We start from the raw sequence: 15,643 nt of genomic DNA on the forward strand, positions 1-15,643 counted from the left end.
TTATTAATATTGAACCTTAAAATCATGAAAAAACCACTTATTTTTTTATTCGTATTATTTATTCAATTTGTTAATAGTCAAGAGCTGGCTTTGGTTAAAAAGAACGCTAAAATTGGATATATATCTAAAGACGGAAGCTTTAAAATCGAGCCTCAGTACAAATCAGCAAAAAGTTTCTCTGAGGGTTTAGCTGCAGTAGAAGACAATGGAAAATGGGGTTTTATTGATACAAAAGGAACTTGGGTAATTCCGGCTGCTTTTAAGGATGCCAAAGACTTTAACAGCGGAATCGCGGTAGTACAAAAAGATAAGGATTGGGTTTATATTGATACTAAAGGAGAAATTCAAAAATCGCCTGCTACAGATAAAGTTTTTGATTTTAATAACGGAGTTGCTTTTTTCAGACAAGGAAACAAAGTGGGATTAATCAATTCAAAAATGACTGTAGTTCTGGAACCAAAATACGACCAGATCAAACCGTTCGAAAATGGTTTTGCAAGAGTTGAGAACAATAAAAAATGGGGAATTATAAATACTGCCGGTAAAGAAGTAGTAGAACCTGCTTATGACGAAATAGGGAATTATTTTAAAAACACAACATGGGCACGAAAAGATAAAACTTTTGGAATCGTAAGTTCCGGAAATTTTATTGTAGTAGATGGTGCAGAAAAAATCTGGGATTTTGATACTCAGGATTTAACATATGCTAAAAAGAACGGAAAAATTGGATTCATTGACTTAAGAGGAAACTGGACTATTTTACCTATTTATGATAAAGCAAAATCATTCTCTAAAAATCTTGCTCCGGTTTGTGTAGGTTCTAAATGGGGATTTATTAACCCAAAAGCTGAATTTGTTATTCCGCCAACGTATAGTGATGCAGAAGTTTTTAGTTCAAACGGACTGGCTCCTGTAAAAGAAAAAAATTGGGGATTTATAAATGAAGATGGTAAACTGGTAATCCCAACGCAATACAGCATAACTGCAAACGGATTCGTAATTGCTCTTTTTGTACAACAAGACAAAGGATTTATTAATGGTGTTGCAAGAGTGAAAAATGAAGGAAAATGGGGATTTCTTAAACCGGACGGAACTGTGTTAGGAAACCAATGGTTTGAAAATGCGGAACTTTTTTCGCAAACAAAAGAAAAAAATAGTCCAACTGAAATCGCTGCTGAAAAACCAAAATCAGAAGTTAAACCTGCAGCAAAGCCAGAAACCAAACCTGCGGCTAAACCTGGTGCAAAACCAGCAGCAAAAAAGAAGAAATAATATATATTAGCCAATAAAAAATAAATTCCACAGATATGAAATGTGTATTAGTAACAGGCGGTTCAAGAGGAATTGGAAGTGCTGTTTGTAAAAAATTAGCTGTTGAATCCAGTTATCATATTCTGATTAATTATCACTCGAACAAAACTGCTGCCGAAGAAACACTTCAGGAAATACAAAAATTAGGTGCAACCGGAGAAATCTTAGGTTTTGATGTTTCTAATTATGACGAAGTTCAAAAAACATTAACACAATGGCAGGAATCAAATCCTGATGCCATTGTAGAAGCGATTGTAAACAACGCCGGAATTACAAAAGATGGCCTTTTTATGTGGATGACGCCTGAAGACTGGAACGGAGTTGTGAACACAAGCTTAAACGGTTTTTTTAATGTAACGCAATTTTTCATTCAAAAAATGTTACGCAATAAATATGGCCGAATCGTAAATATGGTATCCGTTTCAGGCGTTAAAGGAACGGCTGGACAAACCAATTATTCGGCAGCAAAAGGTGCAATTGTTGCAGCTACAAAAGCGTTAGCGCAAGAAGTTGCCAAACGAAATATTACTGTAAATGCTGTAGCGCCAGGTTTTATAAGAACCGACATGACCAGCCAGTTAGATGAGAAAGAATTACTAAAACTAATTCCTGTAAATCGTTTTGGCGAAGCCGAAGAAGTAGCAGATTTGGTAAGCTTTTTGATTTCAAAAAAAGCAAGCTACATTACAGGCGAGATTATCAATATAAACGGAGGAATTTATTCTTAAAATTTTGTACTAATTCAGGAATTAAGCTTAAAAAAAATGAAAATAGCTAGATATCTAATAATCACTTTTTTATCAATTCTACTTTTATTATTTATTATTACACGATTAACTAAACCTGAAACCGTAATGATTTCTGGCGAAGAAATTTCTCTTGAAAATCCCTGGAGAAAAACAACAGAGAATGAAAATTATAAATTTGATCGTTTAACAGATGAATGCGAAGAATTATATATGAAAGATATTGGTAGTGGAGATTTTATTTTAGCTTGCTTAAAGAAAAATAAAAGTTGGGACTTTTATTGGGCGACACCAAAAAAGAATGAATTAGTACCTTTGGCTGATGAAATAAAAGAGGAAATTACTCCTCCAAAATAAAAAAATATTTACACCAAAATCGTTTAGAGAAGCGGTAGATTGTTATTTCTTTATTAAAAACAATTACACTTAACGGACTATAAAATTACTTTGAAAGATGATGAATAAGAGAGTTGTAATTACTGGAATGGGAATTTATTCTTGTATCGGAACTTCTTTAGAAGAAGTAAAAGATTCTTTATACAACGGAAAATCTGGTATTCAGTTTGATCCTGAAAGAAAAGAATTTGGTTTTCAGTCTGCCCTTACGGGAATGGTCCCAAAAGCAGATTTAAAAAACCTATTGACCCGAAGACAGCGTATGAGCATTGGTGAAGAAACCGAATATGCTTATATGGCGACTATCGAAGCTTTGAAAAATGCCAATATAGATGATGCTTTTTTTGACAATCGCGAAGTAGGAATAATGTACGGCAATGATAGCGTCTCAAAAGCTATTATTGAAGCCACAGATATTGTTCGCGAGAAAAAAGACACGGCATTAATAGGTTCCGGAGCTATTTTTAAATCGATGAATTCTACAGTCACGATGAATTTATCTACGATTTTTAAACTCCGCGGAATCAATCTTACCATTAGTGCAGCTTGTGCAAGTGGTTCACATTCTATAGGTTTAGCTTATTTTTTAATAAAAAGCGGATTTCAGGATATTATTATTACCGGAGGAGCACAGGAAATCAACAAATTTGCCATGAGCAGTTTTGATGGTTTGGGCGTTTTCTCCGCCAGGGAAAATGAACCTGAAAAAGCTTCACGCCCATTTGATGCTGATCGCGACGGATTAATCCCTAGTGGTGGCGGAGCAACTTTAATTCTTGAAAGTTATGAATCTGCCATTGCAAGAGGAGCAAATATTATTGCCGAAGTTGTAGGTTACGGATTCTCATCAAACGGAGGACATATCTCAACTCCCAATGTCGAAGGCCCGTCTATAGCCATGCAACGAGCGCTTGATGATGCTCAACTAAAAGCAACAGATATTGAGTACATAAATGCACATGCTACCTCAACTCCGGTTGGGGACGGAAACGAAGCAAAGGCGATCTTTGAAGTCTTTGGTGAGAAAAATCCTTACGTAAGTTCTACAAAATCAATGACAGGACACGAATGTTGGATGGCCGGAGCAAGCGAAGTAATCTACTCTATCTTAATGATGCAGAACGATTTCATAGCTCCAAACATTAATTTGGACAATCCTGATGAAGATGCAGCCAAATTAAATTTGGTCAAAACTACTTTAAACAAAAAATTTGACATATTTTTGTCCAATTCCTTCGGGTTCGGAGGAACCAACTCTGCGTTGGTGGTTAAAAAGTTTAAATTGAACGATGAATAAAGAAGAGATTATAGCAAGAATTAATGGTTTTTTAGTTGATGAGTTTGAAGTAGATAATGATGATATTGAACCAGATGCTAATTTAAAAGACACACTTGGGTTAGATAGTTTGGACTATGTTGATTTAGTAGTTTCAATTGAGGCTAACTTTGGCGTAAAACTGGTTGAAGTAGATTTTGTTGGAATTGCTTCTTTCCAAAGCTTTTATGATCTTATCGAAAACAAATTAAAAGCCAAAACTGCTTAATGAGCGAATGGGATGGCAAATCAAAAGGAACTGTTTTAGGGTATAGAATATTTGTTTTTTTAATAAAAAAAGCGGGTGTTAAAGCTGCTTATGTTTTACTTTATTTTGTTGCTTCATACTATTTTTTATTTCTAAAGAAAAGCAATAAAGCAATTTCTTATTATTTTAAAGAAAGACTAAAGTACTCCTGGTTCAAATCTAAAACAATGGTTTTCAAAAGTTACTATACTTTTGGACAAACCATCATTGATAAAATTTCCATTTCGGCAGGAATGCGAAATAAATTCACCTATGAATTTGACGGAATAGAAATTCTGAAAAATCTTCTTGCAGAAAAAAAAGGAGGTGTTTTAATCAGTGCACATATTGGAAATTTTGAAATCGCCGAACATTTTTTGGGTGATATCGATATTGATTTTCAAATTAATCTGGTTACTACAGATCTCGAACATTCTGCTATTAAAAATTATCTGGAAAGCGTTACCCAAAAACCTACCGTTAAGTTCATCATTATCAGAGAAGATTTGTCTCATATTTTTGAGATTAATGCCGCTTTGTCTAAAAATGAACTGGTTTGCTTTACCGGCGATCGCTATTTTGAAGGAACCAAATCACTTTCTGAAAAAATTCTTGGACAGGAAGCACACTTTCCTGCTGGCCCGTTTTTAATCGCTTCAAGATTAAAAGTTCCGGTAGTTTTTGTATATGTAATGAAAGAGCCAAACCTGCATTATCATCTTTATGCGCGTGAAGCGATAGTCAAACACCGTGACGAAAAAGGCCTCTTAAAAGCTTATATCGAAAGCGTAGAATCTATGCTGGCAAAATATCCTTTGCAATGGTTCAACTACTTTGATTTTTGGAATCAATTGAAATAAAATCTCGTCTATAAAATCTGCGTGAAAATATTTAACACATAGCCTTAAGACAAAGCTATGCGGTATATTTTAAAATGAACTGTCTTTTAAAAGCTCCAGAGGAGCATAATATTTATAAATAATATATACGTCGTTCAGGCTAAAGCTCCAGCGGAGCGATATCTATTGATGGTCTAAATATTTCACCCCGATGGGACTTATTGAAATATGAATATTAAAATTTCTGTTTCAAAAAAAACCACAGATTAAAAGATTAAAACGATTTTGTTTCACGCAGATTACACAGATTAGAGCAAATTTATTTTTAGATTTTCATTAAATTAATCTGCACTTATCAGCTTAAATCTTTCTAAATCTGCGTGAAACAAAAATAGAAACATAGATTTTTTATAAAATACGACAAAACGTAAAAATCATTTAATTAAAAGTCGTTCTTTTATACTTTACAATTCTTAAAGTACGGTATGCAGGAATTTGACACGATTATAATTGGTTCCGGAGTTGGAGGATTATCAACTGCGATATGTCTTGCAAGAGCCGGACAAAAAGTTTTGGTACTCGAACAACATTATGTTCCCGGAGGCTGGAGTCATAGTTTTACTTTGCAAGGACAGCGTTTTAGTCCTGGCGTTCATTATGTTGGGCAGCTAGAAGAAGGACAATCTACCAACGAATTGTATCGAGGTTTAGGAATTGCCAATGACATGGTTTTTTTCCGAATGAACAAAAATGCCTACGAGCATTGTTTAATTGGAGAAGAAACTTTCGATCTTCCGGCTGGAGTTGAGAATTTGAAACAAAAACTTTCCGATCATTTTCCACACGAAGAAAAAAACATAAACGAATATCTTTCACTTATTGAAAAAGTAAGTTATGAATTGCAATTAATTCCAAAACTAAAAGGATTCTGGCAAAACATTACTGTTCCTTTTCGTACCAAACATTTTGGAAAATTTGCCCTTTTCCCCTTAAAAAAAGTAATTGGCTGGCATGTAAAAGATCCTAAACTAAAAGCGGTTCTAAATATTCAGTGTGGCGATCATGGCCTTCCGCCAAGTCGGGCTTGTTTCCCTGTACATTGTTCTGTAATGAGCCATTATTTTGATGGTGGATTTTACCCCATGGGCGGCGGCGGCGGAATCGTAAAAGCAATGACAAATGGCGTAAAAAGACATAACGGAGAAATACGCGTAAAACAAAACGTGCATAAAATTATTATCGAAAACAAAAAAGCAGTTGGTATCAAACTTGAAAATGGAGAAGAAATAAGGGCTAAAAATATTGTTTCGAATGCTGATCCTTCCATCACGTATCTAAATTTAATTGATAAAGAACATCTCAGCAAATCGCTTCTTAAAAAACTCGACAAGACAAAATATTCTGTTACTTCTTTGATTTTATTCCTGACACTTGACATTGATGTTACCTTATATAATATCGATTCAGGAAATTTCTGGATGATGAAAGATGAAAATGATGATGCTAATTTCGAAGATTTGATGAGTAGTAACATTGATTCCGGAGATTCATTTCCTTCCGTTTTTATCAGTTGTACAACACTCAAAGATCCGGCAAGTTTTAACGGACGTTATCATAATTTTGAAATTGTAACCTATGTGAATTATGATCATCTGAAAGATTTTAATGGTTTAGACGATTATCACAATGAAGAGTATAAAATTTTCAAAGAAAAAATCGTTAACAAACTGATGAACAACGTCGAAAAAATAATTCCTAATGCAAAGCAACACATCATTCAGGCAGAATTAGGAACTCCAAAAACCAATGAATTCTATATTAATTCGACTAAAGGAAATGTTTATGGAACCGAAAAAACATTGAATCAGGTTGGACCTTTCTCGTATAAAAACAAAACCGAAATAGAAAATCTATTTCTTTGCGGTGCTTGTACCCTATCTCATGGCGTTGCCGGAGCGACATATTCAGGTCTTGCAGCAGCGGCGGCAATTTTAAACTGCACATCTGATGATTTATTAATTGAAGATGAAAACCAAAAAATCAGAATTTATGATGCCGAAGATTCCGCTACATGGCCAGATTGGGTACACACGAAACGAACAGATAAAATAAGGAAATTCGTTTAAAAAAAATACTTATTTTTGCGCAACCACCAAAGCCATCAGCCCAAATGAAAAATGTTCTTGTTATTTATTATTCACAATCCGGACAATTAGAAGAGATTGCACGCAATATTGCAAAGCCTTTTTTGAATTCAGAAGAAATAAATGTAACGTTTCACGAAATACAATTAGAGAAACCTTTTCCTTTTCCTTGGGATAAAGATTCTTTCTTTGATGCCTTTCCTGAATCTTTTCTTCAAATTCCAAGAGAATTAAAACCTGTTCCTGGAGAAATTTTAAATACAAAATTCGATTTGGTTTTATTTCATTATCAGGTTTGGTATTTATCGCCTTCTATTCCGATCAATTCATTTTTGAAGAGTAATGACGCAAAAAAAATACTCAACAATACACCTGTTGTTACCATAAGTGGTTCCCGTAATATGTGGATTATGGCACAGGAAAAAATCAAAACGTTACTAAAAGAAGCCAATGCACAATTAGTAGGTAATGTAGCTCTGGTAGACAGGGTTGGAAATTTAATTAGTGTAATCACGATTGTAGAATGGATGTTCTCCGGAGTTAAGAAAAAATATTTAGGAATTTTTCCGTTACCTGGAGTTTCTGCTAAAGACATTCAGGAGTCGGATAAATTTGGAGAAGTCATTGTTTCTGCGCTAAACCAGCATAATTTTGATGATTTACAGCCAAAATTACTTACAATTGGTGCCGTAAAAATTAGTCCATATTTGGTAACTGTCGATAAAACGGCAAATAAAATTTTCAATAAATGGTCAAATTTGATTTATAAACATCAAAAAAACAGAAAACAGCTTCTTAAAGTATTTAATGTTTATTTATTCCTCGCAATATGGTTAATCTCACCAATAGTATATATATTGCACCTTATTACCTACCCATTTAAGTTAAAAACCATAAAAAAAGAAACTCAATATTATCAAGGAGTTTAGAAGACGAAATTAGATTATGTTTGAAGTATATATTACCAAGGCCGCAAAGTATTTGCCAAATGAAGCTGTCTCTAATGAAGAGATGGAAGATTATTTAGGACTCATTAATGACGCCGCTTCTAAAGCAAGACGCATTATTTTGCGCAATAATAAAATTACAAGTCGTTATTACGCCATAGATAAAACAGGAAAAAGTACCCATAACAACGCTGAGTTAACTCGAAATGCAGTTGTGCAATTATTTGATGAAAATTTTACGGCACAAGATCTTGAAGTACTTTCATGCGGAACCTCAACACCTGATGTTTTCCTGCCTTCGCACGCTGCGATGGTTCATGGTTTATTAAAAAATAAATCGGTAGAATTAAATTCATCAACCGGGGTTTGCTGCGCCGGAATGAACTCATTAAAATTTGGTTTCCTTTCTGTAAGATCGGGAAATTCTAAAAATGCGATTTGTACAGGATCAGAAAAAGTTTCGAGCTGGCTAAATGCCCAAATGTACAATCATGAAGCCGCAAATCTAAAAAGCCTTGAAGAGCAACCCATAATTGCTTTCAAAAAAGATTTTTTACGTTGGATGTTGTCTGACGGAGCCGGTGCTTTTTTATTAGAAAATAAACCAAAAGGACCAATTTCTCTAAAAATTGAATGGATGGAAGCTTTTTCGTATGCGTACGAATTAGAAACCTGCATGTATGCCGGAGGTGATAAATTAGAAAATGGCGAAATTAAATCATGGAGCGATTATCCTCCTGAACAATGGTTAAACGAATCGGTTTTTGCCATTAAACAAGATGTAAAATTACTGGATGAATTTATACTTTCTAAAGGAGCTGAAAGTATGAGCGATGCCATGTCTAAAAATAATATTAGTTCAGACCAGGTCGATTATTTTATTCCACACGTTTCTTCGAACTTTTTTGTTGAAGGTTTAAAGAAAGGACTAACAGAAAAAGGAATTGGAATGGCAGATGAAAAATGGTTCATGAATCTATCAAGAGTAGGAAATGTAGGTTCTGCCTCTATTTATCTGGCTTTGGAAGAATTGATGAATTCAGGAAATTTAAAAAAAGGAGATCGTATCCTTTTATCCGTTCCTGAAAGTGGAAGATTCTCGTTTGCATATGCTTATTTAACTGTTTGCTAATGGAGACGACATTACTTTTAGAAAAAGAAGCTGTCGAAAATTTACTGCCGCAAAAATTTCCTTTTGTGATGGTCGATAAAATGTATTCGTACACTGAAACCTCATTAGTTTCAGGATTTAAAATTAAAAACGATAATATATTTTTTGACAATGATACTTTTCTGGAAGCAGGTTTAATCGAACATATGGCACAATCTGTGGCTTTGCATACAGGTTATCAATTTTTTCTGAAAAACGAAATAGCCCCAACAGGATATATTGGTTCGATCAAAGAAATTGAAATTAAAAAGCTGCCAAAAATCAATGATACGATTCAATCTACCATAACTATTTTGCAGGAATTTGCAGGAATTACTTTGGTAGATATTGTAACGTATTTAAATAATGAAGAAATTGCTAACGGACAAATGAAAACTGTTTTAGCGAAATGATAGCAACAATGAAAACCGGAGTTGATATACAAAATTATTTACCCCACCGAGCGCCAATGCTTATGGTGGATTTAATTCTGGACATAGATTCTAATTTTGTAGAGACCACCTTCCTGATAAAAGAAGATAATGTTTTTATTGACAATAACATTTTTATCGAAGCGGGTTTAATCGAAAATACTGCCCAAACCTGTTCGTCTATTGTAGGCAAAAAGTATTTTTTTGACGAAGACGGGACAGAAAACGAAAACGTAAATGTACTTGGTTTTATCAGTGCGATAAAAAACCTTAAAATACATTTGCTCCCAAAAGTGGGCGATACAATTATTACTAAAGCAACTTTGGTTTCAAAATTCGCAGGCGACGATTATACTTTGTGTACAATGCGCTGCGAAAGTTTATGGGGACATAAATTACTTTTAGAATGCGAAATTAATTTGTTCATTCAAAAGACAATTTCGGTTCCTCAATAATTCCAATCGAAAATAAAAACTGTCATGGAAAAAGAAAAAGTACCACAAGACAAAAGCAACTTAACAAAAAACAATGTTAAGGAACTTTTGTATGCTACAGATGAAAATGGAGATTATACTACAACCTTAAGTACTGGCTGGGAACCTAAAACAATAGCACTTTCAAATTCTATTGATGAAATAAACGAACGAATTGCCGAAGCAAAAATGCAAGTCGAGACTGGTGAAGTAAGCCCAATTTGTTATTACATGGAAGTCAACAAAATGGATCTTACAATTCTGGCAAGTTATGTTGGCATGTGGAAATGGCGTGTAAAAAGGCACTTTAAACCAGCCGTTTTTGCCAAATTAAGTGATTCAATACTAAAAAAATATGCCGATGCTTTTGAGATTTCAATAGCTGAATTAAAAAATATTAAACGAGACTAATGCAAATTAATTTTACACATCATCAATCTGCCCATTGCGAGAATGGAGTAGCTTCGAATTTGTTAAAAAACAACGGACTGAATATCAGCGAACCGATGGTTTTTGGTATTGGCTCGGGACTTTTTTTCGTGTATTTGCCTTTTATAAAAGTAAATCATGCGCCTGCAATTAGTTACAGAACTGTGCCTGGACAAATTTTTAATAAACTGGCAAACCGTTTAAATTTAAAAATAAAAAGACAAAAATTTTCTTCTCCAACAAATGCAAATAAAGCATTAGACGAAAATTTAAAAAATAATATTCCAACCGGATTACAAGTTGGAGTGTATCATTTAAGCTACTTTCCTGATGAATATCGCTTTCATTTCAATGCGCATAATTTAGTCGTTTACGGAAAAACCGAAACCGATTATTTGGTCAGCGATCCTGTGATGGAAACCGTGACAACTTTGACACATGATGAATTAGACAAAGTACGTTTTGCCAAAGGCGCTTTTGCTCCAAGAGGACAAATGTATTACCCAATTCAAATCCCAAAAGACGTTGATTTGAAAAGTGCCATCATAAAAGGAATCAAAAATACATGTCGGGATATGTTAGCGCCAATGCCTATTATTGGTGTACGCGGAATTAAATTCGTTTCAAAACAAATACGCAAATGGCCTGTAAAACACGGAACCAAAAAAGCCAATCATTACCTGGCACAAATGGTACGTATGCAGGAAGAAATAGGAACTGGAGGCGGAGGTTTCCGTTTTATATATGCTGCTTTTTTACAAGAAGCATCAGTCATTTTGAATAATGAAGAATTAAAAACATTGTCGAAAGAAATGACCTTAATTGGAGATTCATGGCGTGATTTTGCTGTTGAAGCATCCCGAATTTACAAAAACCGAAGCGCCAAAGAAGATGCCTATAACGCCATTGCCGATGAACTTTTGAGCATTGCCAATAGAGAAGAAATCTTTTTCAAAAAATTAAAAAAAGCCATTAGCTAATATATTGAAACCCATTATAAAAATAGAATCCTTATCGAAAAAGTACAAAGATGCAGATCAGTATTCTTTGAACAATGTTTCGCTGGATATAAATGAAGGTCAGATTTTTGGATTATTAGGTCCAAATGGTGCCGGAAAAACCACTTTAATCTCCATGCTTTGCGGATTGATAAAACCAACTTCAGGACATTTTACGATTGATGATCTGAACTACACACATCATTCCTCAAAAATCAAAAAAATCATAGGTGTTGTTCCTCAGGAATATGCCTTGTATCCAACGCTTACAGCGAGAGAAAATCTACATTATTTTGGAAGTATGTACGGATTGAAAGGTTCATACCTAAAAGATAAAGTAGTAGAAACTTTAGATCTTTTGGGATTATTGAAATTCGCAGATAAACGTATCGAAACTTTTTCGGGCGGAATGAAACGAAGAGTGAATTTAATTGCCGGAATTCTGCACAACCCTAAAGTATTGTTTTTAGATGAACCAACCGTAGGTGTTGACGTTCAGTCTAAAAATGCGATTATAGATTATTTAAAAGTTTTAAACCAAAACGGAACTACGATTATTTATACATCACATCATTTGGCTGAAGCCGAAGATTTCTGTACCAATATCGCCATTCTCGACCGAGGCAGAATTTATGCACAAGGAACACCATCAAGTTTAATTGCCGGAACAGAAAAAGCACAAAATCTTGAAGAAGTTTTTATTTCATTAACCGGTAAAGATTTTAGAGATGAGTTATAAAATTTGGATGTCGGTTGTAAAAGAATTTCTCCTGCTTAAACGAGATTTAGGCGGATTAATTATTTTGTTTATCATGCCGCTGGTTTTAGTAATCACGGTAACTTTAATACAGGACAGTACTTTTAAAACGATTAGCGACAATAAAATTCCAATTTTATTAGTCGATAAAGACAAAGGTTCTGTGTCTAAAACAGTTTTTGATAATCTTGAAAAAAGCAATTTGTTTACTGTTGTCACTCAAATCGACAATAAACCTATTACCGAACAAGTTGCTAAAGAAGCTGTTTATAAAGGAAAATTTCAATTGGCAATTGTTATTCCGGAAAAACTAAGCGTTGATTTGCAAACCAAAATCGATCAGAATGTTGAGAACATCATCAGCAAAATGGGTTTAATAGAAACGGATAGTACTGCACAAACAGAAAAACCTAAGGTAATTAAAGAAAAAGAAGTAAAATTATATTTTGATCCTGCAGTTCAAATGAGTTTCAAAAATGCCGTGATGAGTTCGATTGATAAGATGATTTCTCAAATTGAAACTAAATCAATTTACACCACTTTTCAAAATCAATTAGGAGAAGGAACTGCTGAATTTGAGCAAAAAAGTTTTATTACTTTCAAAGAAATAATTCCTAAAATCAACAATAAAGAAGTTCGACCAAACTCGGTACAACACAACGTTCCGGCCTGGACACTTTTTGCGATATTTTTTATCGTTATTCCGTTGTCTATTAATATTGTAAAAGAAAAATCGCAAGGAACATTCGTTCGCTTATTGACCAATCCGGTTTCTAATCTGGTGGTAATTATTGGTAAAACGATTACCTATTCTGCCATTTGTATGATTCAGTTTTATATGATGGTTGCTGTGGCAGTATTTTTATTTCCACATATTGGTTTACCGTCTTTAAATATCGAAGGACATTTATTTTTAATGAGTGTCGTGGCTTTATTTTCAGGTTTTGCTGCGATTGGTTTCGGTATTTTATTAGGAACAGTAGCGAACACACAAGAACAATCTGCTCCTTTTGGCGCAACAAGCGTACTTATTCTTGCCGCTGTTGGCGGTGTTTGGGTTCCGGTTTTTGCAATGCCAACTATTATGCAGTATATCGCTAAATCGTCACCCATGAATTGGGGATTAGAAGCTTTCTATGATGTATTATTACGTAACGTTTCTTTCCTTGAAATCATCCCAAAAATAAGTTTGTTATTTTTGTTCTTTATTATCACAACATCCATTGCCTTATTTTATGACAAAAAGAAAAGAACAGTATAACGAAGCCACTGCCCTAACCGTTTCTCACGAAATCAGAATTCGTTTTAACGAAACTGATCCGCTTGGGATTGTTTGGCACGGCAATTATATTACCTATTTTGAAGATGGACGAGAAGCGTTTGGGCGCCAACACGGACTTACTTATTTAGATATTGGCAATACAGGTTATACAACGCCAATCGTAAAATCAAAATGCGAACATAAATTGTCTTTACGTTATGGTGATGTCGTAACTATAGAAACAACAGTTGTCGATACACCCGCTGCAAAAATGATTTACCGTTTTAAAATTATAGATGCAAAAGGCGAAGTTGCATGCACCGGAGAAACGGTTCAGGTATTTTTAGACAGCAATGGAAACCTAATGCTGACGAATCCTCCTTTCTATGAAGAATGGAAACGAAAAGTGGGGCTTATAAAGTAGAACACTAATTTCACGAATTTTCACGAATTAAAAATTAATAAAATCCGTGTAAATCTGCTTAATCTGCGAGCCATTTAAGCTTTTTACTAAATTGCAAATTATGTTAAGAGAAGTATATATCAACGAAACCAACTGTATTACGCCTTTAGGATTTGATGTTCAATCGAATATTGAAGCGATTATGCGTGGAGATTCGGGTATTCAATTGCATCAGGATATTTCTTTAATGCCAATGGCATTTTATGCTTCTATTATTAATGATGAAAAAATAAACATTGCTTTTGAAAAAATAAACCCTGAAACAAAATATTCTCGTTTAGAAAAAATGATGATTTTGGCTTTAGAGCCCATTATCAAAAAATCAGGAATTGAATTAAATTCGAAAACGGCTTTTATACTTTCGACTACAAAAGGAAATGTTACGGCATTAAAAGAGAATTCTGAAGAGAGTTTTAATAACGCACATTTAGATGTTTTAGCCCAAAATGTTTCAGATTTCTTCAGGTTTCAAACACAACCTATCGTGGTTTCGAATGCTTGTGTTTCCGGAATTTTAGCTATTTCAGTGGCGAAGAGAATGATTCAGTCTGAGTTGTACGACAATGTTTTTGTTGTAGCTGGAGATGAAGTTTCAGAATTTGTTTTATCCGGATTTAATTCTTTTCAGGCAATGAGCGATTTGCCTTGTAAACCGTATTCTAAAAACAGAACCGGAGTAAGTTTAGGCGAAGCTACGGCTGCTGTTTTAATTTCGGCGAATCCGGCAACTGCCAAAATAAAAGTGATTGGAGACAGTTCTATAAACGATGCCAATCATATTTCGGGACCTTCAAGAACAGGCGAAGGTTTGTATAGAAGTATTCAGAATGCTTTGAAAGAAGCCCAAATAGAAGTTGACAAAATCGATTATATCTCCGCACACGGAACCGCAACTCCATTCAACGACGAAATGGAAGCCATTGCATTAAATCGTTTAGGTCTGCAAAATGTTCCTATAAATAGTTTAAAAGGATTTTACGGTCATACCTTAGGCGCTTCGGGATTATTAGAAACGGTAATTGGGATTGAATCCGTAAATCAAAACATACTTTTTGAATCCAAAGGTTTTGATGAAATTGGAGTAAGTGAAGCTATTAATATTATTGAGAAAAATAAAGAGGCAAGTATTGATTATTTTTTAAAAACAGCTTCTGGTTTTGGAGGTTGTAATACGGCGGTGGTTTTTGAGAAAGTGAAATGAGAAGTCTTAAAAACTTAAATATTAAAAAAAGTATAGAACAAAATAAATTGATCTATTCAGAAGATTGGCTTGATAAATTTGGGACAATAGTTCTTTATTTGTTTTTTAGTTGGGGATTTATTCTACCTTTTTTAATTTTCTTTGATTCTTATCGGAATTATTCAAAAACTGGATTTGAATATTATCTGCTTTTTATTTTTAGTTTATTTTGTGCATTTACAATTTATAGAAAAGCGACTGAAAAACAATTAACCAAAATTATCGGTAAATACAATGCTGAAGAAAATAAATTACTTATTAATCAATATTGCGAAAAAAAAGGTTTTGAAAAACATAGAAACTCTGGAAATGTAATAATTTACAATAAACTTAATTATCTTGCTCTTAATCAACGATTTCAAACAAGTAGAATATTTCTTTTACACAAGAATGACATTTATTTTACAATGATAAAAGAAAATCAAAAAATGAATATCCCTGTCCTTTTTTCACAAATAAGTTTAAAGAGAGATATTAGGAATTTATGTCAATAAGC

At 33.9% G+C, this 15,643-nt stretch carries 18 protein-coding genes; all 18 read left to right on the forward strand.

Annotated features, from left to right (window positions below; genetic code table 11):
- The first annotated feature begins 24 nt into the window (after positions 1-24).
- On the forward strand, positions 25-1,272 hold the full coding sequence (locus RC62_RS18240) for a WG repeat-containing protein (RefSeq protein WP_055097663.1): 1,248 nt from the start codon (positions 25-27) through the stop codon (positions 1,270-1,272).
- 35 nt (positions 1,273-1,307) lie between these two features.
- The gene (fabG, locus tag RC62_RS18245) at positions 1,308-2,039 is read left to right on the forward strand and encodes a 3-oxoacyl-ACP reductase FabG (protein ID WP_055097665.1); all 732 of its coding nucleotides are present in this window, start codon (positions 1,308-1,310) and stop codon (positions 2,037-2,039) included.
- A 36-nt stretch (positions 2,040-2,075) separates the two neighbouring features.
- A complete protein-coding gene (locus RC62_RS18250) occupies positions 2,076-2,414 on the forward strand; it encodes a hypothetical protein (RefSeq protein ID WP_055097666.1) in 339 nt (112 codons plus the stop codon).
- 100 nt (positions 2,415-2,514) lie between these two features.
- A complete protein-coding gene (locus RC62_RS18255) occupies positions 2,515-3,750 on the forward strand; it encodes a beta-ketoacyl-[acyl-carrier-protein] synthase family protein (protein ID WP_055097780.1) in 1,236 nt (411 codons plus the stop codon).
- A complete protein-coding gene (locus RC62_RS18260; protein WP_055097667.1) occupies positions 3,743-3,997 on the forward strand; it encodes an acyl carrier protein in 255 nt (84 codons plus the stop codon). Before RC62_RS18255 ends, RC62_RS18260 begins: the two co-directional genes overlap by 8 nt.
- Positions 3,997-4,875, forward strand: a complete 879-nt coding sequence (locus RC62_RS18265) for a lipid A biosynthesis acyltransferase (protein ID WP_055097669.1) — start codon at positions 3,997-3,999, stop codon at positions 4,873-4,875. The genes RC62_RS18260 and RC62_RS18265 overlap by 1 nt, the downstream gene beginning before the upstream one ends.
- 464 nt (positions 4,876-5,339) lie before the next feature.
- Positions 5,340-6,980, forward strand: coding sequence for a phytoene desaturase family protein (locus tag RC62_RS18270; RefSeq protein ID WP_055097670.1), 1,641 nt, complete (start codon positions 5,340-5,342; stop codon positions 6,978-6,980).
- 44 nt (positions 6,981-7,024) lie between these two features.
- Positions 7,025-7,927, forward strand: a complete 903-nt coding sequence (locus RC62_RS18275; RefSeq protein ID WP_055097672.1) for a dialkylrecorsinol condensing enzyme DarA — start codon at positions 7,025-7,027, stop codon at positions 7,925-7,927.
- A 16-nt stretch (positions 7,928-7,943) separates the two neighbouring features.
- On the forward strand, positions 7,944-9,077 hold the full coding sequence (locus tag RC62_RS18280; protein ID WP_055097674.1) for a beta-ketoacyl-ACP synthase III: 1,134 nt from the start codon (positions 7,944-7,946) through the stop codon (positions 9,075-9,077).
- A complete protein-coding gene (locus RC62_RS18285; RefSeq protein ID WP_055097675.1) occupies positions 9,077-9,508 on the forward strand; it encodes a hypothetical protein in 432 nt (143 codons plus the stop codon). Before RC62_RS18280 ends, RC62_RS18285 begins: the two co-directional genes overlap by 1 nt.
- Before the next feature lie 8 nt (positions 9,509-9,516).
- Positions 9,517-9,981: an ABC transporter permease gene (locus tag RC62_RS18290; protein WP_082421322.1), complete on the forward strand. Its 465-nt coding sequence runs from the start codon at positions 9,517-9,519 to the stop codon at positions 9,979-9,981.
- Between the two features lie 24 nt (positions 9,982-10,005).
- Positions 10,006-10,410, forward strand: a complete 405-nt coding sequence (locus RC62_RS18295) for a hypothetical protein (RefSeq protein WP_055097678.1) — start codon at positions 10,006-10,008, stop codon at positions 10,408-10,410.
- Positions 10,410-11,408, forward strand: coding sequence for a BtrH N-terminal domain-containing protein (locus RC62_RS18300; protein ID WP_055097680.1), 999 nt, complete (start codon positions 10,410-10,412; stop codon positions 11,406-11,408). Before RC62_RS18295 ends, RC62_RS18300 begins: the two co-directional genes overlap by 1 nt.
- 4 nt (positions 11,409-11,412) lie before the next feature.
- Entirely contained in the window at positions 11,413-12,165 is a 753-nt protein-coding gene (locus tag RC62_RS18305) for an ABC transporter ATP-binding protein (RefSeq protein ID WP_055097682.1), read from the forward strand.
- On the forward strand, positions 12,155-13,444 hold the full coding sequence (locus RC62_RS18310) for an ABC transporter permease (RefSeq protein WP_055097683.1): 1,290 nt from the start codon (positions 12,155-12,157) through the stop codon (positions 13,442-13,444). The genes RC62_RS18305 and RC62_RS18310 overlap by 11 nt, the downstream gene beginning before the upstream one ends.
- Positions 13,419-13,868 carry an acyl-CoA thioesterase gene (locus RC62_RS18315; protein ID WP_055097685.1) on the forward strand — a complete coding sequence of 150 codons (450 nt, stop codon included), beginning with the start codon at positions 13,419-13,421 and terminating at the stop codon, positions 13,866-13,868. Before RC62_RS18310 ends, RC62_RS18315 begins: the two co-directional genes overlap by 26 nt.
- A gap of 100 nt (positions 13,869-13,968) precedes the next feature.
- A complete protein-coding gene (locus RC62_RS18320) occupies positions 13,969-15,108 on the forward strand; it encodes a beta-ketoacyl-[acyl-carrier-protein] synthase family protein (protein WP_055097686.1) in 1,140 nt (379 codons plus the stop codon).
- A complete protein-coding gene (locus RC62_RS18325) occupies positions 15,105-15,641 on the forward strand; it encodes a hypothetical protein (RefSeq protein WP_055097688.1) in 537 nt (178 codons plus the stop codon). Before RC62_RS18320 ends, RC62_RS18325 begins: the two co-directional genes overlap by 4 nt.
- The last annotated feature ends 2 nt before the right edge of the window (positions 15,642-15,643 follow it).

Source organism: Flavobacterium aquidurense (genome assembly GCF_001404985.1).
GTDB classification, from domain to species: Bacteria; Bacteroidota; Bacteroidia; order Flavobacteriales; family Flavobacteriaceae; genus Flavobacterium; species Flavobacterium aquidurense_B.